Source organism: Epibacterium sp. ABZ3_068, from assembly GCF_056159265.1.
Genome location: NZ_JBSWUV010000001.1, coordinates 3,002,566 through 3,027,073, shown reverse-complemented (window position 1 = coordinate 3,027,073; position 24,508 = coordinate 3,002,566). Strand labels below are relative to the sequence as shown.

General features: G+C 56.9%; 24 protein-coding genes. 4 read left to right on the top strand and 20 right to left on the bottom strand.

Going from position 1 to position 24,508, the window contains the following annotated elements:
- Positions 1–159 precede the first annotated feature (159 nt).
- The 5 genes from ACXAEW_RS14495 to sciP form a co-directional block, all read right to left on the bottom strand.
- A complete protein-coding gene (locus ACXAEW_RS14495) occupies positions 160–282 on the bottom strand; it encodes a hypothetical protein (RefSeq protein WP_474941992.1) in 123 nt (40 codons plus the stop codon).
- Between the two features lie 132 nt (positions 283–414).
- A complete protein-coding gene (gene recG / locus ACXAEW_RS14490; RefSeq protein WP_474941991.1) occupies positions 415–2,505 on the bottom strand; it encodes an ATP-dependent DNA helicase RecG in 2,091 nt (696 codons plus the stop codon).
- Positions 2,502–4,745: an NAD-dependent DNA ligase LigA gene (ligA, locus tag ACXAEW_RS14485; protein WP_474941990.1), complete on the bottom strand. Its 2,244-nt coding sequence runs from the start codon at positions 4,743–4,745 to the stop codon at positions 2,502–2,504. The genes recG and ligA overlap by 4 nt, the downstream gene beginning before the upstream one ends.
- A 134-nt stretch (positions 4,746–4,879) precedes the next feature.
- On the bottom strand, positions 4,880–5,599 hold the full coding sequence (gene ctrA, locus ACXAEW_RS14480) for a response regulator transcription factor CtrA (RefSeq protein WP_474941989.1): 720 nt from the start codon (positions 5,597–5,599) through the stop codon (positions 4,880–4,882).
- 118 nt (positions 5,600–5,717) lie between these two features.
- Positions 5,718–5,996 (bottom strand): CtrA inhibitor SciP, encoded by a 279-nt coding sequence (sciP, locus tag ACXAEW_RS14475; protein ID WP_474941988.1) that lies wholly within the window; start codon positions 5,994–5,996, stop codon positions 5,718–5,720.
- A 151-nt stretch (positions 5,997–6,147) separates the two neighbouring features.
- Here sciP and mnmA point away from each other — a divergent pair, with 151 nt between their 5' ends.
- On the top strand, positions 6,148–7,293 hold the full coding sequence (mnmA, locus tag ACXAEW_RS14470; protein WP_474941987.1) for a tRNA 2-thiouridine(34) synthase MnmA: 1,146 nt from the start codon (positions 6,148–6,150) through the stop codon (positions 7,291–7,293).
- A gap of 6 nt (positions 7,294–7,299) precedes the next feature.
- On the opposite strand, the gene lpxB is transcribed toward mnmA, so the two are convergent.
- The 12 genes from lpxB to pyrH form a co-directional block, all read right to left on the bottom strand.
- Positions 7,300–8,463, bottom strand: a complete 1,164-nt coding sequence (gene lpxB / locus ACXAEW_RS14465; RefSeq protein WP_474941986.1) for a lipid-A-disaccharide synthase — start codon at positions 8,461–8,463, stop codon at positions 7,300–7,302.
- Positions 8,460–9,248 carry an LpxI family protein gene (locus ACXAEW_RS14460; RefSeq protein ID WP_474941985.1) on the bottom strand — a complete coding sequence of 263 codons (789 nt, stop codon included), beginning with the start codon at positions 9,246–9,248 and terminating at the stop codon, positions 8,460–8,462. The genes lpxB and ACXAEW_RS14460 overlap by 4 nt, the downstream gene beginning before the upstream one ends.
- 15 nt (positions 9,249–9,263) lie before the next feature.
- Positions 9,264–10,049 carry an acyl-ACP--UDP-N-acetylglucosamine O-acyltransferase gene (gene lpxA, locus ACXAEW_RS14455; protein WP_474941984.1) on the bottom strand — a complete coding sequence of 262 codons (786 nt, stop codon included), beginning with the start codon at positions 10,047–10,049 and terminating at the stop codon, positions 9,264–9,266.
- Between the two features lie 5 nt (positions 10,050–10,054).
- Positions 10,055–10,519, bottom strand: coding sequence for a 3-hydroxyacyl-ACP dehydratase FabZ (gene fabZ / locus ACXAEW_RS14450; RefSeq protein ID WP_474941983.1), 465 nt, complete (start codon positions 10,517–10,519; stop codon positions 10,055–10,057).
- Between the two features lie 78 nt (positions 10,520–10,597).
- Positions 10,598–11,206, bottom strand: coding sequence for an OmpH/Skp family outer membrane protein (locus ACXAEW_RS14445; protein ID WP_474941982.1), 609 nt, complete (start codon positions 11,204–11,206; stop codon positions 10,598–10,600).
- Between the two features lie 7 nt (positions 11,207–11,213).
- Positions 11,214–13,604: an outer membrane protein assembly factor BamA gene (bamA, locus tag ACXAEW_RS14440; protein ID WP_474941981.1), complete on the bottom strand. Its 2,391-nt coding sequence runs from the start codon at positions 13,602–13,604 to the stop codon at positions 11,214–11,216.
- A gap of 380 nt (positions 13,605–13,984) precedes the next feature.
- Complete coding sequence (rseP, locus tag ACXAEW_RS14435) at positions 13,985–15,334, bottom strand: RIP metalloprotease RseP (protein WP_474941980.1); 1,350 nt, start codon at positions 15,332–15,334, stop codon at positions 13,985–13,987.
- 4 nt (positions 15,335–15,338) lie between these two features.
- Positions 15,339–16,511 (bottom strand): 1-deoxy-D-xylulose-5-phosphate reductoisomerase, encoded by a 1,173-nt coding sequence (gene dxr / locus ACXAEW_RS14430; RefSeq protein ID WP_474941979.1) that lies wholly within the window; start codon positions 16,509–16,511, stop codon positions 15,339–15,341.
- A gap of 27 nt (positions 16,512–16,538) precedes the next feature.
- The gene (locus ACXAEW_RS14425) at positions 16,539–17,318 is read right to left on the bottom strand and encodes a phosphatidate cytidylyltransferase (RefSeq protein WP_474941978.1); all 780 of its coding nucleotides are present in this window, start codon (positions 17,316–17,318) and stop codon (positions 16,539–16,541) included.
- Entirely contained in the window at positions 17,315–18,055 is a 741-nt protein-coding gene (locus ACXAEW_RS14420; RefSeq protein WP_474941977.1) for an isoprenyl transferase, read from the bottom strand. Before ACXAEW_RS14420 ends, ACXAEW_RS14425 begins: the two co-directional genes overlap by 4 nt.
- A 9-nt stretch (positions 18,056–18,064) precedes the next feature.
- Positions 18,065–18,628 (bottom strand): ribosome recycling factor, encoded by a 564-nt coding sequence (gene frr / locus ACXAEW_RS14415; RefSeq protein WP_474941976.1) that lies wholly within the window; start codon positions 18,626–18,628, stop codon positions 18,065–18,067.
- A gap of 155 nt (positions 18,629–18,783) precedes the next feature.
- A complete protein-coding gene (pyrH, locus tag ACXAEW_RS14410) occupies positions 18,784–19,533 on the bottom strand; it encodes a UMP kinase (protein WP_474941975.1) in 750 nt (249 codons plus the stop codon).
- Between the two features lie 133 nt (positions 19,534–19,666).
- On the opposite strand from pyrH, the gene miaA reads away from it, so the two are divergent.
- Together miaA and ACXAEW_RS14400 are read left to right on the top strand one after the other, a co-directional pair.
- A complete protein-coding gene (miaA, locus tag ACXAEW_RS14405) occupies positions 19,667–20,530 on the top strand; it encodes a tRNA (adenosine(37)-N6)-dimethylallyltransferase MiaA (RefSeq protein WP_474941974.1) in 864 nt (287 codons plus the stop codon).
- Positions 20,531–20,808: 278 nt separating this feature from the next.
- Positions 20,809–21,471 (top strand): AraC family transcriptional regulator, encoded by a 663-nt coding sequence (locus ACXAEW_RS14400; RefSeq protein WP_474941973.1) that lies wholly within the window; start codon positions 20,809–20,811, stop codon positions 21,469–21,471.
- Here the strand turns inward: ACXAEW_RS14400 and ACXAEW_RS14395 are convergent, their stop codons facing one another.
- On the bottom strand, positions 21,472–21,843 hold the full coding sequence (locus ACXAEW_RS14395) for a hypothetical protein (RefSeq protein ID WP_474941972.1): 372 nt from the start codon (positions 21,841–21,843) through the stop codon (positions 21,472–21,474).
- A 168-nt stretch (positions 21,844–22,011) separates the two neighbouring features.
- A complete protein-coding gene (locus ACXAEW_RS14390; RefSeq protein ID WP_474941971.1) occupies positions 22,012–22,596 on the bottom strand; it encodes a lytic transglycosylase domain-containing protein in 585 nt (194 codons plus the stop codon).
- Between the two features lie 264 nt (positions 22,597–22,860).
- On the opposite strand from ACXAEW_RS14390, the gene ssb reads away from it, so the two are divergent.
- Positions 22,861–23,400, top strand: coding sequence for a single-stranded DNA-binding protein (gene ssb, locus ACXAEW_RS14385; RefSeq protein ID WP_474941970.1), 540 nt, complete (start codon positions 22,861–22,863; stop codon positions 23,398–23,400).
- A gap of 70 nt (positions 23,401–23,470) precedes the next feature.
- On the opposite strand, the gene hypE is transcribed toward ssb, so the two are convergent.
- A complete protein-coding gene (hypE, locus tag ACXAEW_RS14380) occupies positions 23,471–24,487 on the bottom strand; it encodes a hydrogenase expression/formation protein HypE (protein ID WP_474943040.1) in 1,017 nt (338 codons plus the stop codon).
- Positions 24,488–24,508 lie beyond the last annotated feature (21 nt).

The window sequence follows — 24,508 nt, the reverse complement described above, 5'->3', positions numbered from 1 at the left end:
CGGGTGCGGCGGTTAGTATTGCGTCCGGATGCGGGACCCGACAACACGCGGCAGATCAAGAGGCGATAGCCAGGGTGCGGGACGGCACCCAAAAAGTTCGGGACAGGAACTTGTGTTGACGGAAAAAGGACGCAGGTCAGGAAAACCCTAAAGCGACGCTCAAATCACCGAGGGTAAATGCAGCGCGGCAATCAGCATTACGACCAATGCTGCAGCGCCGAATGCATCCTGCAGCAGGGTGCGGTGTGTATTCTCTACGGTCTGTTTCAACTGTGCAATCATAGAAGCCTCCACTCGGTGTCAATCGCGCTCTGCGTCGCTTTGTTGCCACTTTGTTCTCATGATTCCGGAGTAAAGTAAAGAACTTTATGAGAACAAAACGCAGCACCATGAGAACATTTGGGAAACCTGTAGCTAACCCACCGAAATCAAACGAATTGCCTGATCCTGCTTCATCAACCACAAAAGAACACGCGCGGCGCGGCCCCGGTCCGTTGTCAGGCTGGGATCCTGGGTCAATAAGGTGCGCGCATCGCTTTGAGCAACAGCCATCAGATCTGGTTGCTGCTCGAGATCGGCGATCTGAAAGCGCGGCAAGCCCGATTGTGCCGTCCCAATCATATCGCCAGCGCCGCGCATTTGCAGGTCTGTCTCGGAAATCCGGAACCCGTCCTCGCTTTCGCGCAAAACCTCCAAACGTCTGCGCCCATTCTCGCTCAGCGGGGCCTGGTACATCAACAGGCAAGTGGATTCCGCACTTCCGCGGCCCACACGTCCGCGTAGCTGATGCAACTGGGCCAAACCAAAAATCTCGGCCCGTTCGATCACCATTATGGTGGCGTTGGGCACATTGACCCCCACCTCAATAACAGTGGTTGCCACCAAAACCTGCGTCTTGCCGGCCTGAAAGGCCGCCATGGCCGCGTCTTTTTCCGCCGCAGGCATTTGACCGTGAACCAGACCAACAATCCCATCCCCCAGCTCTGCGCGCAGCTGCTTGAACCGTTCTTCAGCCGCAACAAGATCCACGACCTCTGATTCTTCGACCAACGGGCAGACCCAATAACATTGCCGCCCCTCTGCGATCGCGCGGCGCAGGTGCCCCACAACCTCGGCGATGCGTTCCGTGTTCACTATGGCGGTTTTGACAGGTTTTCGTCCCGGCGGCTTTTCATCCAGGACCGAGACATCCATATCACCATACTGTGCCAAGGCCAAAGAGCGCGGGATTGGCGTCGCCGTCATCACCAGGACATCGGCACCCTGCCCCTTTTCGGCCAATTCCAGCCGTTGGCGCACACCAAACCGGTGCTGCTCATCCACAATGGCAAGGCGCAGATCCCGGAACGCCACATCACTTTGGAACACCGCATGCGTACCAACCAGGATATGAATATCACCCCGCGCCAAGGCCGCCAGCTTGCGCATGCGATCCTTCCCCTTGTCGCGGCCCGTTAAAATCTCCGTGACCACCCCGGCACTCTCGGCCAGTGGCTGAAGACCCTCCATATGCTGACGCGCCAGAATTTCGGTTGGAGCCATCAAAACGCCTTGACCACCCGCTTCAACAGCGACCAGTAATGACATGAAAGCAACCAATGTTTTGCCGGACCCCACATCCCCCTGCAAGAGCCGGTTCATCCGGTGGGGATCCGCCATATCGGCTGCAATCTCATCAATCGCACGGGCCTGCGCATTGGTTGGGCGATATGGCAACGCCTTCAAAACCCGCCCCTGCAGCGCCCCCGTTGCAATTGATGTCAGCCCCCGCTGTTTGCGCTCTGTCTGCCGCGCGAGAGCCAGCGTCAGCTGATGGGCAAACAGCTCGTCATAGGCCAGACGCATCCGGGCAGGATCATGCGTGGCAACCCCGTCCAGAGATTGTGGTGCATGAGCCAGACGCATCGCAGTATCCCAGCTTGGCCAGCCTTTGCTTTTCTGCAACGAAGGGTCGATCCACTCCGCCAGTTCCGGCAAACGTTGCAAAGCACCCTGGGCAGCCTTGAACATTGTTCTTTGCGTAACCCCATGGGTCAGATGGTACACCGGTTCAAATGTAGGAATGCTGTCAGCCTCTTCGGCGGGTAACATATGATCCGGGTGCACCATCTGTGCGGTACCGTCAAAAAGCTCGATCTTTCCGGAGACCACGCGACGCGCACCAATCGGCAATTGGGCCTCCAGATACCGAGAGCGCCCGTGGAAAAACACCAGTTGAAAATCGGTCTTGGCATCCGAGACCTGCACCCGATACGCACCCCCATGGTTGCGCGCAGGATGATGTCGGCCAACCGTGACCTCAACCGTAATGACCCCGGGTATTTCCGCGCCTTGAATGGTATCTCGCTTCTGGCGATCTAAAACCGAATAAGGAAGCGAAAACAAAAGATCACGCGGTGTTTCTAAAGCAATCTGGGCAAAGGACTGCGCCGTTTTAGGACCAACCCCCGGCAGTGTTTCCAGACCGGCAAAAAGCGGAAAAAGGATTTCTGGCCGCCCGCTCATGCTTGCCCGATCAGCTCCAGCCAACTGTCTTCATCCAGGGTCTGAATGCCAAGGTCCGCAGCCTTCTTGGCCTTTGACCCTGCCCCCGGACCCGCGATCAAGATGTCAGTCTTTTTTGAAACAGAGCCCGCGACTTTGGCCCCCAGCGCTTCTGCGCGGGCCTTAGCCTCGGCACGGGTCATTTTTTCCAGCGTTCCGGTGAACACCACGGTTTTCCCCGCCACAGGGCTATCTGCCGTGTCGGCGCGCTCCGCACTTTGAATCTGCAACTTGCTGGCCAACCGGTCGAGGGCCGCGCGCTCTTCGGGATTGCTGAGCGCGTCCGACAGCGACAACCCCAGAACCGGGCCGATCCCATCCGCATCAATGAGATCGGACCACGCAGCCGCTGCCTCTGCCGGGACATCACAGGCGGCAATCGCTCTGGCGCGACTGTCCGCAATCTTGGGTTTGCGTCCCTCTGTGGCGGCAGCATGACGCTCTGCCTCAACCGCGTCATCACCCGCCCGATGCGCCAAGGCAGCCGGGCGCGCCTGATCAAGCGCTTCGCTCAAAGCCTCCCATGATCCGTAGTGCAGCGCAAGATCCCGAGCGGCGACTTCACCCGTGTGGCGAATGCCAAGGGCAAAAACAAAGCGGCGCAAGGGGATTACCCGCTTTTCTTCAATTGCGGCAAAGAGGTTATCAGCGGATTTCTCCCCCCAGCCTTCCTTATTCTTCAATTGCTGAAGGCCACCCCCATAATTTTCTTTTAGATCAAAGATATCAGCAGGCTCTTTAATCCAGCCGTCGGAGTAAAATTGTTCAACCTGTTTCGCACCAAGCCCTTCGATATCAAAGGCACCCCGAGATACGAAATGTTTTATATTTTCAACGGCTTGCGCGGGGCAGATCATCCCGCCACTACAGCGACGAACCGAATCCCCTTCCTCACGGATGGCTGGGCTTTGACATTCCGGACAAATATGTGGAAATTCATACACTTGCGCGTCACTTGTGCGCTTGGACAGATCCACATCCGCGACTTTGGGGATCACATCGCCAGCGCGATAGATCTGAACCCAGTCGCCGACGCGAATGTCTTTGCCGTCGCGGATAACCTCCCCTTTGGAGTCAAAACCTGCGATGTAGTCCTCGTTATGGAGCGTCGCATTAGAGACCACGACACCGCCGACAGTTACGGGCGACAGTCGTGCAACAGGGCTTAACGCACCTGTCCGGCCAACCTGAATGTCGATCGCCTCAAGACGTGTCCAGGCAAGTTCGGCCGGAAATTTATGTGCGATCGCCCACCGCGGCGTCGTCGCACGGAACCCCAGGCGGGCTTGTAGCGCCAGGTCATTGACTTTGTAGACGACGCCATCAATGTCATAGCCCAAGGTCGCGCGCTGTGCTTCGATGTCTTTGTAATGCGCGATAAGATCTGCGACCGATGGGCACAAGCGGGTCAAGGGATTGGTTTGGAAGCCAAAGTCCGAAAATCTGTTAATCGCCGCGAATTGCGTTTCTGCCAAAGGTTCGGACAGTTCCCCCCACGCATAGGCAAAGAAACGCAAAGGCCGCGCCTTGGTTATTGTTGCATCCAGCTGTCGCAAACTACCTGCCGCCGCATTGCGGGGATTGGCAAAGGTCTTGTCACCTGCTGCCGCCTGACGCGCGTTCAGCGCAGTAAAATCCGCATGGCTCATGTAGACTTCGCCGCGCACCTCAAGAATGTCCGGTGCGTTGTCAATAAACTGTGGAATGTCCGTAATGGTGCGCGCATTGGCGGTGACATTCTCCCCTTCGCTCCCGTCACCACGGGTGGTGGCCTGAATCAGTTGCCCCTGTTCGTACCGCAATGACAGAGACAGACCGTCAATCTTGGGCTCTGCTGTAAAGCTCAGCTCGTCGGCATCCGAATAGCCCAAGTATTTTCGGATACTCTTGGCAAAATCAGTGACATCGCCGTCTTCAAACGCATTGCCCAAAGACAACATACGCACGGCATGCTGAACCTTTTCAAATCCGCTGCTGACTGGTGCGCCAACGCTGGCTTTTCGTTCCGAAAGTTCAGTCAGATCCGGGAAGCTGTCCTGAAGATCGGAAAATTCCCGGCGCAGGGAATCATATTCAGCGTCAGAAATCTCTGGCGCGTCCTTCTGGTGATAAGCCAGATCTGCCGCGTTCAGCTTTTCTTGTAGCTCCAAAAACCGCGTCTTTGCGTCTTCTGGTGACAGATTTCCGATCTTCTGGCGCATCTGCGATCCCCTTTCGTTCTTAAGAACCGGTGATAGGACGCAAATTCGGTCAGGTCGAGTAAAAAACAAAAGCCCGAGGTGATCCCTCGAGCCCTTGCAATCAGACGCTATTGGGGCGCCAAATCCTCACCCTTTCAGGCGCCAACAGCCATCCGGGGATCATCAACCAATTGGTCTTCTTGCGGATCACGCAGAACATAACCACGGCCCCAGACCGTTTCGATGTAATTGTCGCCGCCCGTCGCAGTGCTGAGCTTCTTGCGCAATTTACAGATGAACACGTCAATGATCTTCAGCTCTGGCTCATCCATGCCGCCATAGAGGTGGTTAAGGAACATCTCCTTGGTCAGCGTGGTCCCTTTGCGCAGGGACAGAAGCTCCAGCATCTGGTATTCCTTACCGGTCAGATGCACCGTCTTATTGTCAACCTCCACCGTTTTGGCGTCCAGGTTAACCGAGATCTTGCCGGTTTTGATGATCGACTGCGAGTGGCCTTTGGAGCGGCGGATAATGGCGTGAATACGCGCCACCAGTTCTTCGCGGTGGAAGGGCTTTGTCAGATAGTCATCTGCGCCAAAGCCAAACCCTTTGATTTTGTTTTCAGTGTCATCCGCGCCCGACAGGATGAGGATCGGTGTTTCGATCCGTGCCATGCGCAACTGGCGCAGCACTTCATGGCCGTTCATGTCCGGCAAGCCAAGATCCAACAGGATCAAGTCGTAATCGTAGAGCTTTGCCAGGTCGATTCCCTCTTCACCCAGATCCGTTGTGTAAACGTTCAGGTTCGCGTGGGTCAGCATCAGTTCGATGCTTTTTGCTGTTGTCGGATCGTCCTCGACCAGAAGAATACGCATGTAAAGTTCTCCGCCTGTATCTGTTTCCCTCAGGTTGAATTAACCGTGATGGAAAAAGGTTAACGCGTCGTTACCATAATTGTTAATTCTTAAATTAGTCGGGCGCGGATATTTTTTTCTATGAATTTCGGTACTTTTTAAGCTGTGTCGTTTTCAGGGCGTCTTCGCCATGGTCGGCAACAGCGCCAACCCAGCTGCGAAACTCCTCCTCGCTGAGGCCATAGCGGCGCAAGGCCTCTGATTGGGGAATCAATCCATAAAGCACTCCACGCACGACAGCTGCCTTGCGCGAAGCAACCCAGCGGCGCGTGGTTTCCGGCGGCAAGTCCGCGCGCGTCATAATTGTCCCATCTGGCAGAGTAACAGCACGGGGTCCGTCAACTTTCTTTAAAAACATGGGCCTATCCCCTTGCAGGTCTTTATCGTTCTGGTCCGAGGGGAAAATTCACAGGTTACACTTAACGATACATGAACCACGCCCCTTGAGAGTCTTTAGGATTTTCCTATATTCTGCGACGCCTCCCCTCTTGACCCAAAGGAGTCGCCTCATGGCGCTGGATAATGATCACCCTGTGAACCTTTTGGGGTTCGCCAAACCGCCCTCGGAAACCCGGGTTGTGGTTGCCATGTCGGGCGGTGTCGACAGCTCTGTGGTGGCAGCATACCTTGCAGATCAAGGGTTTGACGTTGTTGGCGTCACACTTCAACTTTATGATCACGGAGCGGCACTGGCCAAAAAAGGCGCCTGCTGCGCGGGAATCGATATCCATGACGCGCGCCGAGTCGCAGAAGAGCGCGGCTTTCCGCATTACGTTCTGGATTATGAGAACATTTTTAAAGATGCAGTGATTGATGAGTTTGCGGACAGCTATCTGGCCGGCGCAACGCCGGTTCCCTGCATCCGCTGCAACGAACGGGTCAAATTCAAGGACTTGCTGGAAACGGCCAAAGATCTGGAGGCCGACTGTATGGCCACCGGTCATTACATTCAGCGGATGGAGGGCCCAAACGGGCCGGAACTGCATTGCGCCGAAGATTCCAACCGCGATCAGAGCTATTTCCTGTTCTCCACCACCCCGGATCAGCTGAACTTCCTGCGCTTCCCGCTGGGACATTTGCCGTCCAAGGACGCAACGCGTGAAATGGCGGCCGAATACGGTCTGGCTGTAGCGGACAAGCCTGACAGTCAGGACATCTGTTTTGTGCCGGACGGCAACTATGCCAGTGTCATCGAAAAGCTGCGGCCCGGTGCTGCGGAGCCGGGCGAGATTGTCCATTCCGATGGCCGCGTTCTCGGCACGCATAATGGTGTGCTGCATTATACGATCGGACAACGCCGGGGTTTGGGCATCGGCGGGCTGAGCGAGCCGCTTTATGTGGTGAAGCTGGACGTGGACAAAAAACAGGTCATCGTCGGTCCAAAGGAGCTGTTGGCCACACGTACTGTTCCCGTGCGCGAGATCAACTGGCTGGGAGATGAGCCGTTCACATCTCGTGAGGAATGGCATCTGAAGGTCAAGGTGCGCTCAACCCGCCCCCCGCGCGAAGCGATCATTCGTCCGATCTCAGAGACCGAGGCAGAGGTAGAGCTGCTGACACCCGAAGAAGGCATTTCTCCCGGTCAGGCCTGCGTATTTTATGCTAGTGAAGGCAGCCGTATCTTTGGTGGCGGCTGGATCTGGCGCGGTTATTGATCCAGTTTACTGCGGCAGGCGGGCCAGCACCGCTTTGGCCGCTCTGAGGCCCGGAGCCTCTCCGCCCTGCCCAAGGCGCTCCATGGTCAGGGCCATCGCCTCCAGCTGGGCCTGCGGGTTTGCAGCAACGGTGTTCAGTTTTTCGGTAATCAGATCCGGTTCACACGCGGGGCCCAGACATTCGGGCACCACCCGCGTGTCGCTGACCAGATTGACAAGCGTTGCCGTATCAATCAGCGCCATGCGCTTCATGATCTGCCAGGTCAGCCAGTTAAAGGTATAGGCGATAACCATTGGTGTTTGGGCCTGCGCAAGTTCCAGAGACACTGTACCAGAAGCCGCAAGCGCCAGATCAGCGCCTGCAAAAGCCGCGCGTTTGTGAACCTTGGCTGTGCCCTTATCCAATGTGTTTGGATCCAAGAGAGTTGTATTCTCCGGCCAGCTTTGCAGGTTTTCCCGCACCAAGTCGGCCACGGGGGCGGCGGCTGGCACGACCACCCGCATGTCTGGGTGTTTCAGAACAAAATTCCGGATCGCTTCGCCAAAAACCGGCGCAAGCCTCCCGACCTCGGATCGGCGTGATCCGGGCAAGGCCAGCACATAGGGCGCATCTCCCAGATCATAGGCCTCGCGAAACGCTGCAATCTCCGCTTCGGTTGCCAAGGGTTCATTCACCACCGGGTGACCAACAAAGTCGCAGTCCATCCCTGCCGCTGTCATATAGGGCGGTTCAAACGGCAACAGAGCCAGAACGTGGTCGATGCATTTGGCCATTTTCTGCGCGCGTTTTGGCCGCCAGGCCCAGACAGACGGGGCCACGTAATGCACGGTACGCACATCTGACGCGTCTTTGACCCGTTTGGCGACGCGCAACGAAAAATCCGGGCTGTCGATGGTGATCATCACATCCGGCTTCGTAGCAATCACCGCATCTGCTGTCTCTCGGATGCGGCGTTTCAGGTGGCGGTACTTGGGCAGCACCTCGGCGATGCCCATAACCGAAAGCTCTTCCATCGGAAACCGAGAGGTCAGCCCCTGCTCCTGCATCAGTGGGCCACCGATACCATCAAAGCTGACATCCGGTACAAGCTGATGAAGCCCTGCCATCAAGGCACCGCCCAGACGGTCGCCCGAAGGTTCGCCAGCCAGAATAAAAACCCTGAGGCTCACGCGCTGCGCACCCAAAAGAACAGACCGAGACGGTCACAAATGGCGATGACCTCGGCGCGATCCAGCACAATGACACCGCCCGCCTCCACCACAATACCCGACAGTTTGGCCGCGGCCGCTGCCACAACCGTGTTGGGGCCGATGGTCGGCAGATCCGCGCGGCGGTCTTGGCCGGGTTTGGGGGCTTTGAACAACAAGCCACCCTGCCCGTCAGGACGTTCGACCAGGCTTTGAAGCATCCAATCGGTGCCAAAGGCGTTTTCCACCGCGATGGCCTGATGATTGCGCACGGCACAGGACTGCCCCACATCCGCAGCGGCCATCGCGGCCACCACTTGCGCCCCACGTGCGGCATCAGGTTTGTCCAATTCACCCGGTTGCACTTTGGTCAGGACGCCCTCAGCCATCAACAGATCCGGCGCGATCTCCTGGGCGGCGCGCACGGCAAAACCGGTTTCTTCCAGGATCATAATAATGGCGCGCAACGCCCCATCGTCACCTTTGGCCAAAGCGGTTTGCAACATGGGCACCAAGGGTAAGGTTGGCCCATCAATAGCGGCCGGATCAACGGCGGGGCGGCTGACGGCGCCTGCCATGCAGATTTCAGTCACGCCCCGATTTTTCAGCTCGGCCAAGAAACTGCCGAGCTGTTCAAAGCGAAACACCAAATCAGGCTGTACCTCGTCCGGTTCTGAGCCCATCATGGCGCAGACCAGCGGGCGCGCGGGCAGATTTGCAACGATTTCACGCGGCAACGCCCCACGTCCGGCTATCAACGCAATCATGGCTTAGCCCCTTTATTACCCGCCAGGTGTCAGGAAAGACCGATCGCTTTCACCGGTGATGAAGGCGACAATCTCTTCTACATATTGGCTTTCGGTCTCTTCCCCCAGACGACGGGCACGTTCCTGAAAGGTGCCTTCGCCCTGCGCCAGCATCTGGAACGCAGCGCGCAAGGCCGTGATGTCAGAGCGTTGCACGCCACGGCGTTTAAGGCCGACAAGATTCAGACCATCCAGCTCACCACGCGGCGCCTGCACCAGACCATAGGGGATGACATCATTGGTCACCATCGTGACCGCGCCGATAATGGCACCACGGCCAATACGGACCCACTGGTGAATACCGGACAGACCACCGATAATCACGTCATCTTCCAACACACAGTGCCCGGCCACAGCAGCCGAATTCACAACGATCACACGGTCCCCGACCTGCGCATCATGGGCGATATGACACCCGGTCATAAACAGCCCATCGTCGCCAATGCGCGTCACGCCGCCACCGCCTTCGGTTCCGGCATTCACCGTGACATGTTCCCGGATCCGGTTACGCGCGCCGATCACGGTGCTGCATTTCTCTCCCTTGAACTTCAGATCCTGCGGGATCTCTCCGATCACGGAGAAGGAGAAGATAACCGTATCCTCGCCGATCACCGTATTGCCGGTGACAACCACATGCGATTTCAGAACCACCCGGTCTGCCAGTTCGACCTCGGCACCAACAATGCAGAACGGACCGATTTCGCAGCCTTCGCCGATCTTGGCGCCGGGTTCAATAATGGCGCTGGGGTGGATCGTGGACATCGCAGTTATCCCTCCTGACGGTCAACCATTGCAGTAAAGTCAGCTTCGGCTGCAACTTCACCGTCAACAGTGGCAACACCGTGGAATTTGAAGATTTTGCCGCCCAGTTTGCCGCGGGTGGTGGTGACGTTCATTTCAAGCACATCACCCGGAACAACTTTGCGGCGGAATTTGCAGTTGTCGATATTCATGAAATAGATCAGCAGTTCGGTGTCGATCATATCCATGCCCACCCCTAGCATCACGCCAGCGGTCTGCGCCATGGCTTCGACAATGGTGACGCCCGGCATAATCGGCGTGCCCGGGAAATGGCCCTGGAAATGAGGCTCGTTCATGGTGACATTCTTGATGCCACGTGCCGCGCTATAGCCGTCGATGTCCACGACTTTATCAACCAGAAGGAAGGGATAACGGTGCGGCAGGATCCGCTGGATCAGGTGGATGTCGGCGCTTTTGAGCTCGGCAGTCATTGGAATGCGTCCTGTTTTTCTTGGTTACTTGGGAATGTGGGTAGCAAGGGATGGCGCTCTGAGCAAGCCGCGTGGGGGTTATTTGCCACTATCATCCTGAGAGCGGCCGTCACCCAGAATGGCGTCCACGCGCTGAATAGCCAATTGGGTGATATCGGCGGCATCCGCACTGAGGAGAACGGTGTTCTTTTCCAAAATGGCGCCAGCCCCGGTTTCGCGCATGATCTCTTGCAGAATAGGTAAGGAGACAGAGAGAAATTCCCGTCGCGCCTCATCCCGGAGCCTGTTGATGTCTTCGAGTTTTGCGTCCTGAACCCGGCGTATTTCCTGAACCTTCTGATCGAATGCATCGGCCAGGCGACGGAAATCATCGGGTTGCATGGTCTTGCGCCGCTCTGTCAGCTCCTGCTCTTCGGCGCGCAGCTCAGCCTCAATCCGGCGATTTTCGGCAGTCAAAACAGCACCTTCGGCATCTATCTCTTGCGCAACGCGACGTCCAAAGGCGCTGTCAGAGAATAAAACATCCGAGCGTAACGTCAAAACACCGCTGAGCGGCACCCCGAGTTGCAGGGTTTGTCCATGAGGAAACGAGGGCACCACGGGCGCGGTTTGCGCATAAGCAAAACCAGAGGCGGCCCCGATAAGGACCGCCCCTGAAATCACAAGACGTGTGACATGTCTGATCATCGCCAATTTAGAACCGCGCTTGCAGCGTCAGATCAAAGTTGCGCTCTTCGTCGAATTCTTCGCTCGAAATCGGCTTGGAGAAATTGAACCGCAAGGGGCCCAATGCAGTTGTCCACAGCAAAGAGAAGCCGACGACTTGGCGATAGGAACCGTCTTGACCGACAATATTGTTCGACCCAGCGGTATTCACATCACTCAGCCCCCAGACGTTGCCGATGTCATAGAACAGACCGCCCCGCAGACCAATTTCCTCGGGTAGACCCAGTGGGAATTCCGCATCCAGACGTGCAACGGCGAAATAGTTACCGCCAAGCGCATCCGAATAAGAGGTGCCGCCAGAGCTAGAGAGATCCCGCGGACCAATCCCGCCCGGATCAAAGCCACGCAGCTGATCCGGCCCCAGCAGGAAGCGATCGGTTGCACGGCTGAAGCCATCGCCCTGCCATTGGAACGCGCCCGCTTCGACGGTTGCACGCAGGGTGACCTCCTCGTTGAAGATCTTTTTCTGCGCGACAATTTTTGCCGAGGTTCGGAGATACTCCGAATCTCCGCCAAGCCCCGCATAATCGGCCCCAACTTCGAACAGGAATGTGCGGGTCGGGTCGATTTCTTCCAGACGGCTGTCAAATTTATAGGTGAAGCCAAATGAGCTGGACGTTTGGCTGCCCAACGCGATCTCGTTGCTGATGACCGGCCCGGCAATTGGATTGCCCAGACTGTCCTCACCCCGCGATTGCAGTTCGGTATCATCCCAGGTGTAACGCAGGCTCAGCCGCGAATATTCATTCAGCGGGAAGGTTACGGCCGGGCTAAAGAACAGCCGTTCGGTGTCATAAGACGCAAAACTGGAGTCCGATGTCGCCAGACCAAAGTCCAGATCCAGCTGCAGATCACGCCCCAACAGACGCGGCTCGGTAAAGCTGACCGAATATTCCTGGTTTTCTTCGGCAGTTGACAGGTTCAGCGACAGGCGCTGACCACGGCCCAGGAAGTTGTTTTCGCTCAGCCCCAGAACCACACCGATCCCGTCCTCAGCGGAGAACGCACCCCCGATGGAGAGCGAGCCGGTCGGTTGTTCGACCACATCCACATCAACGATCACCTGACCGTCCGTGGAACCTTCGCGCACATCAACATTGGATTCGGAGAAGAACCCAAGCGCGCGAATTCGATCTGCACTTTCGCGTATTTCACGCGGGTTATAGGGGTCACCCTCCGCTGTGCGGAACCGTTGACGGATCACACGGTCCAATGTTGTGGTGTTGCCTTCGATGTCGATACGTTCGACAAAGACGCGCGGGCCACGGACCAAGGCCAGTTCCAGGTCCAGCGTCAGATCACGGTCATTCCGGACAATCCGAGGCTCTACCCGCAGAAAGTCGATACCCTGACGAACAGCCAGACGCTCCAGCTTCATCATTTCAGCATCAACCAGCGCGGGGTTATACACAACACCCGGCTTCACCCGCAAAACGCGCTGATACAGATCGGCGTCCGCTTCGGGCACTTCGCTGGTAACGGTGATATTGCCAAACTTGAACTGCTGGCCTTCGGTCACATCCACGACCAGGAACACGCCGTCGCGTTCCGGCGTCAGCTCTGCATTGGCGCTGTTGACGCGAAAGTCTACATAGCCGCGCGACTGGTAAAAATCGCGCAGGACCTGTTTATCAAATTCCAGACGGTCCTGAACCAATGTATCCCGGTTGATAAACGTACGCAGAAGGTTCGCTTGTTTGGTGCCCAGAACACGACGCAGCCTGCGGTCCGAGAACTTGCGGTTGCCCACAAAGGACACGCGCTCGACTTCGGTGGTGTCGCCTTCGGCAATTTCAAAAATCAGGTCAACGCGATTGTCGCTGCGCCGAATGATGCGCGGGTTGACGGTTGACGCCAGACGACCTTGGGCGCTGTAAAGCTCCGCGATCAGATCTGCGTCCCGTTCAGCCGTCTCGGGATTGAACACACGGCGCGGCGCGGATTCCACAAGATCGCTCAGGGCGTCATCTTTGATCCGGCGATTGCCTTCAAACGCAATGCGGCTGATCGTTGGAAACTCGGTTACTTTGATCACCAGCGTATTCCCGCTGGGGACAAGCTCAACCGTTTCAAAAACACCGCTGTCCAGAATGCGCTGGTAGGCGTCGTTCAATTCCCCCGCCGAAACCGCACGCCCCTGCTCAAGGCCGGTATAGGCGATGATGGTCGAGGTCTGAATCCTCTGGTTCCCCTCAACCCGAACGTTATTAAATTGAAAACTCTGTGCCGAAACAAAATTCGGTAATGTCGCTAGACCTACTGCTACCGACAACGCCACGGCAGACACGTTGCGGAACAAAATGTTGGAGCGTTTTGCTCCCCCCACACAGGATGTTCCTGCCGAAAAACCCCTTGCCATCTCTCAAACCCAATTATTCGCTGCTTTTGAAAAGTGCGTATCGGGTTTGAATGCCGATGTCAAAACTAACCAAACATTAACGGGCAATCACGGGCAACTTGTTTCGCATTTACCTCGATGAAGGCTTTCGGGGCCTGCAGAATTGGAAATCAGGATGCGAGATATGACGCAAACATCAAAGATCCGGCGATGGTTGCAATCCAAATAATCCGGTCCAGATTGAGCCTTAGAAGCAGATCAACGCCGCGATAAGAAAGTGTTGAAGAGCTCATGGTTTTCCCCGATTCCCGTTCGTCCCTTGGGTGTTAAGAAAGGATAAACAGCGAATGGGGCGAGAGTGAGGCAACGCCACCGCTGCCGCACTCTGATTGATGTCTCGGTTAACAGAAAATGTCGTTCCCCAGAGCAAAGACCATCATCGACAGAACCAAAGCGATGCCAACGGTCATCAGCACCTGAAGAGCGCGATCATTGGGCGGACGGCCTGTAACCGCTTCATAGGCGTGAAACACCAGATGCCCCCCATCAAGCGCCGGAACCGGGAAGAGGTTCAGCAGGCCAACAGCCGTCGAGATCACGGCAATGAACCGCAGGAAGCTTTCGCCCCCCTGCTTGGCCATCGAAGAAGAGGTTTCCGCAATCCCGATTGGTCCCGACAGGTTGCAGGTGCTGATCGCGCCGGTGATCATATGTTTCAGCCCGGACAGGGACATCTCCATGACCGCATAAACCTGGCGCACACCGCCCCACAGGGCTGTGCCAAAGCCCAGGGCCTCGGTGCCGGGGTCAAAGGCCATGCCGCCGACGATGCCAATCCGCCATTGCGTGGCAAAACCGCCATCGGCCTGGGGTTCATCCGTCGCACGCGGAGCCAGCGCAAATTCCAAAACCTGCCCGTCACGCCAGATATCCAGCAGCAGCACCTTGCCGTCGCCGCTCTCTACCAGATCCTTCAGCTGAGAAAACGCAAAGATCGGCTGGCCATCCACAGCAGTGATCACGTCGCCTGCCATGATTCCGATATCAGACGCGGCGCTGCGTGGCGCAATGGAGCGCACATAAGGAGGCGACAGAACAGGGCCCGAAACCTCTACCACTGTGTCATCACGACGCACCGTGTAGGTCAGCTGGCCGGCCACCGGCAACGCATCGGTAAAAGCTGTCCAAGCCTCGCCATCGCTGAAGTCCGGCAGATCCACATCGTTGATCTTGAGGATTTCGTCCCCTTCGCGCAGCTCGTTCTGAATACCAGGCAACGGCACAACAGACCCAACAGACAGCGGCTCGCGGATGGTGCCTTCGGACAGGAGGATCGCGCAAAAGATGACGGCGGACAGGATAAAGTTGAACACCGGACCGGCCGCAACAGTTGCAGAGCGCGCCCAAAGGGGGGCGCCATGCATGGTGCGACGCATTGCAGCCGCGTCACCTTCGGCCGCAGACATGACGTCCTCATCTTTGCCCGAAGCCGCATTCGAATCCCCAAGAAATTTCACATACCCGCCAAAGGGCAGCGCTGCGATCTGCCAGCGGGTGCCGCGCTTGTCCACACGGCTCCAGATCACCGGGCCAAAACCAAGCGAGAACACCTCGGCGTGAATTCCAGACCAGCGCCCGACGATGTAGTGGCCATATTCATGCACCGCAACGATGACCGAAAGAACGGCCACGAAGGTGAAAATCGTGAAGGCAAAGCCTCCAACCTGAGGCAAAAATGAAATGACGTCCAAAGTCTTATCCTATCCGTTCCAACACGAGATCATCCGCTGCTTGACGTGCGAGATGGTCAGCGCGCAGCACGTTATCAAGGGTCATTGGGGCATCAATGAGGCCGCTTTGGCCATCCAGAGACTCCATCGTCCCCTGAACAATATGGGCCATATCGAGAAAGCCCAGTTTCTTTGCGATAAAGTGATCCAGCGCGCGTTCCTTGGCTGCGTTGAAGACCGCGCCCATCAGCCCGCCCCTGTCCATCACCTGATAGGCAAGCTCCAATGCCGGATAGCGCGCCGCTTCGGGGGCTTTGAACGTAAGGCTAGCGATCTTGGCGAGATCCAGGCGTTCCACCGGCAATTCCTGACGCTCGGGCCAATGCAGCGCATAGCCGATGGCATGGCGCATGTCCGGCGCTCCCAGATGCGCCATCATCGCGCCATCGCGAAATCCCACAATGGAATGGATCAGCGATTCCGGGTGAACAATGACCTCAATCTGCTCGGGGCGCACACCAAAGAACTCATGTGTTTCAATGACTTCCAGCGCCTTGTTGAACATTGAGGCGCTGTCGATCGTGATCCGCTGCCCCATGTTCCAATTCGGGTGGGATGAGGCCTGTTCAACAGTTGCCGATGCCAGCTGATCCAGCGGCCAGTCGCGGAAGGCCCCACCGGATGCGGTGATTATGATCCGCTCTACCGCCTCCATATCTTCGCCCACCAAACCCTGAAAAATGGCGGAATGCTCGCTATCGACCGGCAACACGGTGGCATTATGCGCTCGCGCTGTTTCCATCAGCAACTTGCCCGCGCAAACAAGAGATTCCTTGTTGGCAAGCGCCAGTGTCGCGCCCTGCTCCAAGGCCGCAAGCCCGGGTTCCAGCCCTGCCGCCCCTACAATTGCGGACATTACCCAGTCAGCCGGGCGGCTGGCAGCCTCGACCAGCGCAGAAGCGCCTGCGGCGGCTTCGACGGAGGATCCCACCAGTGCCTGGCGCAAGTGGTCCAACTTCTCGGGAAATGCGGTCACGGCAATATCCGCGCCCAGTTCAATCGCGTCCTTGGCCAGCCGTTCAATATTGCCGCCACCGCTGAGCGCTACAACATCATAGGCCTCTGGCGCGCGGCGGATCAGGTCGATGGTGTTTTGCCCGATCGAACCGGTAGCGCCGAAAATGGAAACTTTGCGCATTGTCATGCTCCGCATTTACGCGTGTTTTTAAAGGCTAACCACAGCAACCAGAACAAGGAAGACAGCCGCCGCCCCCAGCATCCCATCAAAGCGGTCAAACAGCCCGCCGTGGCCAGGGATCAAATTGCTGGAGTCCTTGACCGACCGACGCCGCTTCAAGGCGCTTTCCGCCACATCCCCCGCCTGGCTTGCCATGGAGATCAGAACCGACAGAATGACAAGAGACACCCCGTGGTCCAAAGCTCCGGTAAAGAAGATCCCAACAATCGCTGCGGCGATCCAGCCAGCCGATGTGCCGGACCAGGTCTTTTTGGGGCTGACCCGCGGCCAGAACTTACGACCGCCGATGGTTTTACCCGCAAAATACCCTGCAATATCCGTCGCAACCACAACACAGACCAGCCACAACAGCCATTCAACACTTAATGCGTTTCGCAGCCAGATAAAGCCAAAGCCTGCCGCCATGATCCACAGGGCAAAGGGGGCAATGCTGCGGGCACATGTGCCGCGATCTTCGAGGGCGGCCAGTATGACGGGAAGCACCAGGATCGGCACAGCAAGGTAGACCGGCACAAGTGTTGCGGCAAAGACCGCAATTGCGGCCACCCCACCCAGTTTCAGAGCCCGCATGCCCTGCCCTGGCCAGAACATATTGGCCAGTTCCCAGAAAATGCCGCCGCAGACGAGGGCCACAATGGCGTTATAGAAGACACCACCTGTCCATATGGCAAAACCGGCCAGAGCAACCATCACCACCGCCGAAGCCGCACGTGGCGCAAGGTCTGCCCAACGAGAGGAGGCGCTCATGTTTTCACCGCACCAAAGCGCCGGTCGCGCTTTCCAAAATTCGCACAAAGACGCCCCAGTTCCTCGCCAGAGAAATCCGGCCACAGCGTGTCGATGAACTCATATTCCGCATAGGCCGACTGCCACAGCAAAAAGTTCGAGATCCGCGCTTCACCGCTTGTGCGCACCACCAGATCAGGATCTGGCAGAACATGGGTATCAAGATACTTCGGCAGGGTTTCTTCATCGACTTTTTCAGGGTCAAGCTTACCCGCCGCAACATCCTGCGCCAGACGTTTTGTTGCACGGGCAACCTCATCCCGGCCCCCATAATTCAGGGCGATGGTCAGATGCGTGCCATCGTTATTTTGGGTTTTGGCTTCCAGCTTGTCCATCAGGTTGATCAGCTTTTCATCCAGCCGAACCCGGTCCCCGATAAACCGCACACGCACGTTTTGTGCAGCCAAAGCATTCATTTCTTTGGAGATGTAACGGCGGAACAGGCTCATCAGTCCGGCGACCTCCACCTGGGTCCGTTTCCAATTCTCGGTCGAAAATGCAAAGATAGTAAGGTATTTGACACCCAAACCTGGGCAGCACTCTACAATCTCACGGACACGTTTGGCCCCCGCGTGGTGACCAAACAGTCGCGGTCGCCCCCGAGCCTGTGCCCAACGGCCGTTGCCGTCCATAATTATGGCAACGTGACGCGGGCCCGGCCTGTCGCCGGATCCCGCATTCGGTTCACTTACACCCATGCTCCGGTCTCAGACCTGCATGATTTCGGTTTGTTTGTTTTCCAGCGCATCATCGATAACTTTGATCATTTTATCGGTGAGCTCCTGAACTTCGGCTTCCCAGAACTTTTGGTCATCCTCGGACATGCCGTCGGATTTGGCCTTCTTGATCTGGTCCATGCCGTCCCGACGCACGTTGCGCACGGATACGCGTGCGTGTTCTGCGTATTGACCGGCCACTTTGCCCAGTTCGCGACGGCGCTCTTCGTTCAGTTCCGGGATCGGCAGCATGATGATGGTGCCGTTGAGCTGAGGGTTGATCCCCAAGCCAGATTCACGGATCGCTTTTTCAACCTTACCCACCAGGCCTTTGTCCCATACATTGATGGTAACCATGCGCGGCTCAGGCACGTTGACCGTACCCACCTGGTTGATTGGCGTCATGGACCCATAGGCGTCCACCATAATCGGTTCCAGCATTGATGCCGAAGCGCGACCGGTCCGCAGGCTTGCGAATTCGGTCTTCAGGTTGGCCATTGCGCCATCCATGCGGCGTTTCAGGTCGTCGGTATCCAGTTCAAAATCGTCAGACATTCTTCTCTCCCCTTCTTTTGAGGCGGTCTGTTCGTGCCTCTTACGCCATAGGCGCGCCAATGTATAGCGATCATGCGCGGATGGCGAGGTGGTTGATATATGAAAACACGCCCTTAACGGGCGTGTTTCGCTTTCACTACGGGTGGTTAACCAGGTCAGCCATGTACCGTCGTATAGGTGCCTTGACCGGCCAGGATCCCTTTGAACCCGCCCGGTTCGTCCAACGGAAACACAATAAGCGGCAGATTGTTGTCACGCGCCAGCGCAATCGCAGAGGCATCCATAACCTTCAGCCGTTTGGCCAGCACATCGTCATAAGAGACATGATCAAAGCGCACAGCGTCCGCGTGTTCCTTGGGGTCTTTGTCATAAACCCCATCAACCCCGTTTTTCCCCATAAAGATCGCCTCGCACGCCATTTCATTGGCCCGCAGGGTCGCAGCAGTATCAGTGGTGAAATAGGGGTTACCGGTGCCGGCAGCAAAGATACAAACCCGTTTTTTCTCCAGGTGACGCACCGCACGGCGGCGAATATAAGGCTCTGCCACCTCATCCATGCGGATGGCGGAAATCACACGGGTGAAGACCCCCAGATCTTCCAGCGCGGATTGCATACCCAAGGCATTCATCACGGTGGCCAACATGCCCATATAATCTGCCGTTGTGCGCTCCATCCCCTGAGCCGATCCCGACAGACCACGGAAAATGTTCCCACCGCCAATCACCATACAGATTTCAACCCCCATATCGTGGACAGTTTTAACTTCCTGGGCGATACGTTGCACGGTGGGCGGGTGCAGACCAAACCCCTGGTCGCCCATCAGCGCCTCACCCGAAATCTTCAACATGACGCGATTATATTTAACGGCCGAACTGAAATCCGGCTGGTCCGAGGTAAGGGGCATGTTGCGCTCCACAAGATGTAGGGGTTAATTTGGCCGCAAAATGGCGGAAATCGCCGCAAGTATCAATGAGGTCTATGGCCTTAATCGCGCAAAAATCGCACCCAAGCCTATGCTTTACCCAGGACAGCCCGACATGATGTTGCCGCAAACGGATCCAGACTTGCCAGTTCTTATCGCGGGACCAACTGCCTCCGGAAAATCAGAGTTGGCCCTTCGGATTGCCGAGTCGCAGGGAGGTGTGGTTGTCAATGCGGATGCCAGCCAGGTGTTCGACTGCTGGCGGGTGGTCACCGCGCGCCCTTCGCAGGAAGAGGAAGCGCGCGCCAGTCATGCGCTTTATGGCCATGTCGGATATGATCAGCCCTACTCTGCCGGTCACTGGCTGCGCGAGGTTCAGGCCTTGCTTCTGACAGGTCAACGGCTGATCATCGTTGGCGGCACCGGGCTTTATTTTCAAACACTGACACGCGGAATGGCCGACATTCCCGCCACACCAGCAGACCTGCGGGCCGAGGCAGATCAATTACCGCTCGAAATCTTACGCGACGCCCTGGACCCGACAACGGCCGCCGGTTTGGATTTACAAAACCGGATGCGGGTACAGAGAGCCTGGGAAGTCCAAAAGGCAACCGGGCGCAGCCTCGCCGACTGGCAGGCGGACACCCCACCGCCCACGCTTGATCCGGCAAACTGCAACAGGATTGTCATGCGCTCGGACAAAGACTGGTTGGAAACTCGGATCCGTCAGCGATTTGACAAGATGGTTGCCGCCGGAGCCTTGGATGAGGTTGCGGCCATGCGCGACCGCTATGACCCAAAGCTCCCATCCTGCAAGGCGATCGGCGTACCTGAGCTGATGGCTTATACAAACGGAGAGACTGATCTGGACACCGCGCGGGAACGAGCCTCGATCTCGACCCGCCAGTTTGCCAAACGTCAGCGTACGTGGTTCCGCTCAAAGATGTCGGATTGGACGGCTTTTCACCCTGACCGGTAGGTCTTGAACAGAAAACAACCTGTGCACCGCAGCATCCTTTGACCAAACGGTGGGGAACCTTGCCAGAATCATATTTTCATGCGGAAGTGAAGGTAAGTAAATTATTTTTCTAAAGAACCCCACCGCCAAATATGCTGCAGAATGCTCCGTCTTCTTCCGAAATTGAGGTGACTACGCTCCCTCATCTTTCCCCCGTCGGACGTTGGCAGATAGAACTTTCACACGATCGCGCAAAGGATTTGGTGATTTGGATCACCCGGGGTCAGGGACGTGTGTTTATGGATGGAAAACGGCACGGTTTTGGCCCGCACAACGCGTTTTTTATTCCGGCAGGGTCGCTTTGGTCTCTGGAGCTTGGTCGCCAGTGCATCGGCAGCTGCCTGTTCCTGCCACCACCACAGATTTCAAACACTGACCGATCTGCCTTTTATTTGCGGATCACCAACAGCCAGGAACAGGCCTATCTCACGTTTCTGATGGACCGGTTACAACGTGAGCAGCGGGAACAGGCACAAGACTGGGCGCAGACGATGCAAGCCCTGTCAAAAGTGCTGTTGATCGAACTGGAACGCGCAGCCCAGGTTCAAAAAGATCACAAACGCCCAAGCGCGGCGCAGAAATTGACCCGCGCCTACTGTGCGCGGGTGGCGCGTATGTATTGTGAGGGCGCCACAATGTCTGACCATGCGGACGCGCTGGAGGTCACCCCGACGCATCTGACCCGCGTTTGCAAAGCCCAGACAGGTAAGACAGCGGCCAATCTATTGACGGAGCGCCAATTGCATTCCGCACGGTCGCTGCTGATTTATAGTGACTTGCCGATCCATGAAATCGCCGCCAAGCTGGGATTTGGCAGCCCGGCATATTTCACACGTTTCATCACCCAGCACACCGGGCTGACACCCAGCCGCCTACGCAAAGAAACCCGGACGGCCGCGTGATCAACTGATCAATAGCACCAAAATCATCAACATATTGAACAGAGAAAAGCGCAACAGCTGAGGGACCCGCTTGCGCAGTGGAATGGCCAGGATGGTCAAACTGGTTGATACGGCTCCGGCCAGCAAACACAAAGCTCCCACCACAAAGCCAAATGCATCTGCATGCGCGCCAAAAGGTCCACCAGGCACGATTGTGCCCTTGATCCCAAAACCGATCAGGATACCACAGACCACCCCGGCCAAAATCCACTCAAACCGCAACGGCTTTGCATTTGAACGTCCAAGGATATCATCCACAATCTGCTGCGAGGGTACAGCAGTTGGATGCCAGTCCATACGTCTCAAACGGTTCTCAAAGCTATGTACTGTCACGGTCTTTCTCCCACTTCCGCGACAGCTTTCATCAAATTTTAAGGCAACTTAATGGCAGGCCTGGGCCGTTAACGCGGCATTAACCCTGATGAACAAATTGTTTACCAGGTCGTGACAATAGGGCGGGATGCAGCCCCTGTTAACCTGGTAAGTAACCCTGGGATTGGATCAGCTGCCGAGAATTTTTTTCACGTAATTCTCGGTCTCTTTATATGGGGGCACACCGCCATATTTCTCGACCGCTGCAGGACCGGCGTTATAGGCGGCAAGCGCCAGACGCCAGGACCCGAATTTGCGATACTGCTGCGCAAGGTAGCGTGCACCACCTTCCAGATTCTGTTTGGGATTGGTTGGATCCACCCCAAGATTCGCAGCGGTGGTCGGCATCAGCTGCGCCAGGCCAAGCGCGCCTTTATGCGATCGTGCTTTGGGGTTCCAATTGCTTTCTTGCTGAACAAGACGCAAGAAGAGATCTTCAGGGATGCCGTTCTGGCGCGCTGCAGTTCGGGCAACCTTCAGATATTGCCCCCGATATTTACCGGTATACCGCAGGTTTTTGGGCGTCAGTTCGATCCTGTAGCTCTCAGGACGGAGCCGATCAGATCCTTTATATTGGCTTGAAGCACGCCCATCTAGCACCCGCGTATGGGATGCAAAAAGGTCTCGTCTGTTTTTGCTTGAGAATACCTGCGCAGCAGCAGTATCCGCAAATAACGCGCAAGCTACGCTCGCCCCCACAAACATTTTACGCATATTGGCGCTCTGACTCCCCTCAGTCCGAATGCGAATATAGCTTTTTCTGTAAGTTTTTAAAGCCTCAGATGATCAGTCGGCATATCATTGCCAAAATATAGATTTTCCACGATGCAACCGAGTTCCGCGCAGTCCGCCATTGGCGGGTTTCCTCCGAAGGAGCAGAAAGATAGGGTGGCATAAACCGCGTTGAAGGGATTCGACGCGGCAATTGGATTTATGCATGCCTGTATGCACAGTGAAACGATAAAGGACACGACCAAGATGGCCGGATCTCTCAACAAAGTCATGATAATCGGTAATCTGGGTCGCGACCCCGAGGTGCGCAGCTTCCAGAACGGTGGCAAAGTCTGCAACCTGCGGATTGCGACCTCGGAAACCTGGAAAGACCGCAACACCGGGGAGCGTCGCGAAAAGACCGAATGGCATTCGGTTGCGATCTTCAACGAAGGCCTGGTGCGTGTGGCGGAACAGTATCTGCGCAAAGGTTCCAAGGTCTATGTCGAAGGCCAGCTGCAAACCCGCAAATGGCAGGATCAAAGCGGCCAGGACCGCTATTCGACCGAAGTTGTTCTGCAAGGGTTCGGCTCCACGCTGACCATGCTAGACGGCCGTGGCGAAGGTGGCGGCAGCGGCTTTGGTGGCGGCCAAGGCGGCGGCGGTAACTTTGGTGGCGGTGGCTATGACAGTGGCCCACAAGGCGGCGGCTACGACAGCGGCCCGCAAGGTGGTGGCGGATTTGGCGGCGGCAACCAAGGCGGCGGCGCATCCCACAACATCGACGACGACGAAATCCCGTTCTAAGTCAACCGGAGCAAACCAGAAGAAACCGCCGCCCATTCGGAGCGGCGGTTTTTCTTTGTAATGTAGATCTTTAGCAAATCCGCGGCAGCTGTTCGCCCACCAACATGTCAACAATCCGCTGACCGCCAAACAGAGTCTGCATTGTAACCCGTCCCGGCGGACCCTTGCAGATTTTGCCGATGTCCACAGCACCCTGCCCCTCGGGCAAAGCCCGCATCGCCGCAAGAGCCGCTTCGGCTTCATCTGCGGGAACGATCAGCACCAGCGTCCCCTCATTTGCCAGATACAGGGGATCAAGCCCGAGGATCTCACACATGCCTTTGACCTCGGCGCGTAGGGGCAAGGCGGTCTCTTGGATCTGGATAGACGTCCCGGCGGCTTCGGCAATTTCGTTTAAAACCGAGGCCACCCCGCCACGCGTTGCATCGCGGGCCGCACGGGTGTTTGGGGCCGCCGCCAACACCGCTTCCATCAGATGGCCAAGGCCGGCACAATCCGATTGGACCTCTGTCGACAAGGCCATGTCGCCGCGCGCGGCCAGAATCGCAGCGCCGTGATCCCCCAGCATCCCATTCACCAGCACCATATCGCCAACCTGCGCCTGATCAGCAGACAGGCAGCGCCCCGGCGGGATCACCCCCACGCCGGATGTTGTGACAAATACTTTATCCGCGCTGCCCCTGCCCACAACCTTGGTATCGCCGGTGACAATCCGCACGCCCGCTTTCTCGGCCTCGGCAGCCATCGAGGCCACAATGCGCTGCAAAAGGGCGATCTCGGTGCCTTCTTCGATGATAAAGGCGGCCGACAGCCACAGGGGTTTTGCGCCCCCCACAGCCAGATCGTTCACCGTGCCGCAGACCGCGATCTTGCCAATGTCGCCGCCGGGAAATTCCACGGGGTCCACCACAAAACTGTCAGTAGTAAAAGCCAGCCGTGCGCCGGGCTCCTGCAAGGCGTCGCTCATCAGACGGGCCTGATCTTCCATCGTGTCGGGTTGAAAGACCGAGGTGAACACGGTTTCAATCAACGCGCGCATGGCTTTACCGCCCCCGCCATGGGACAGCGTCACCCGCGCATCGCGCATGGGTTTGGGATGTGTCACTGC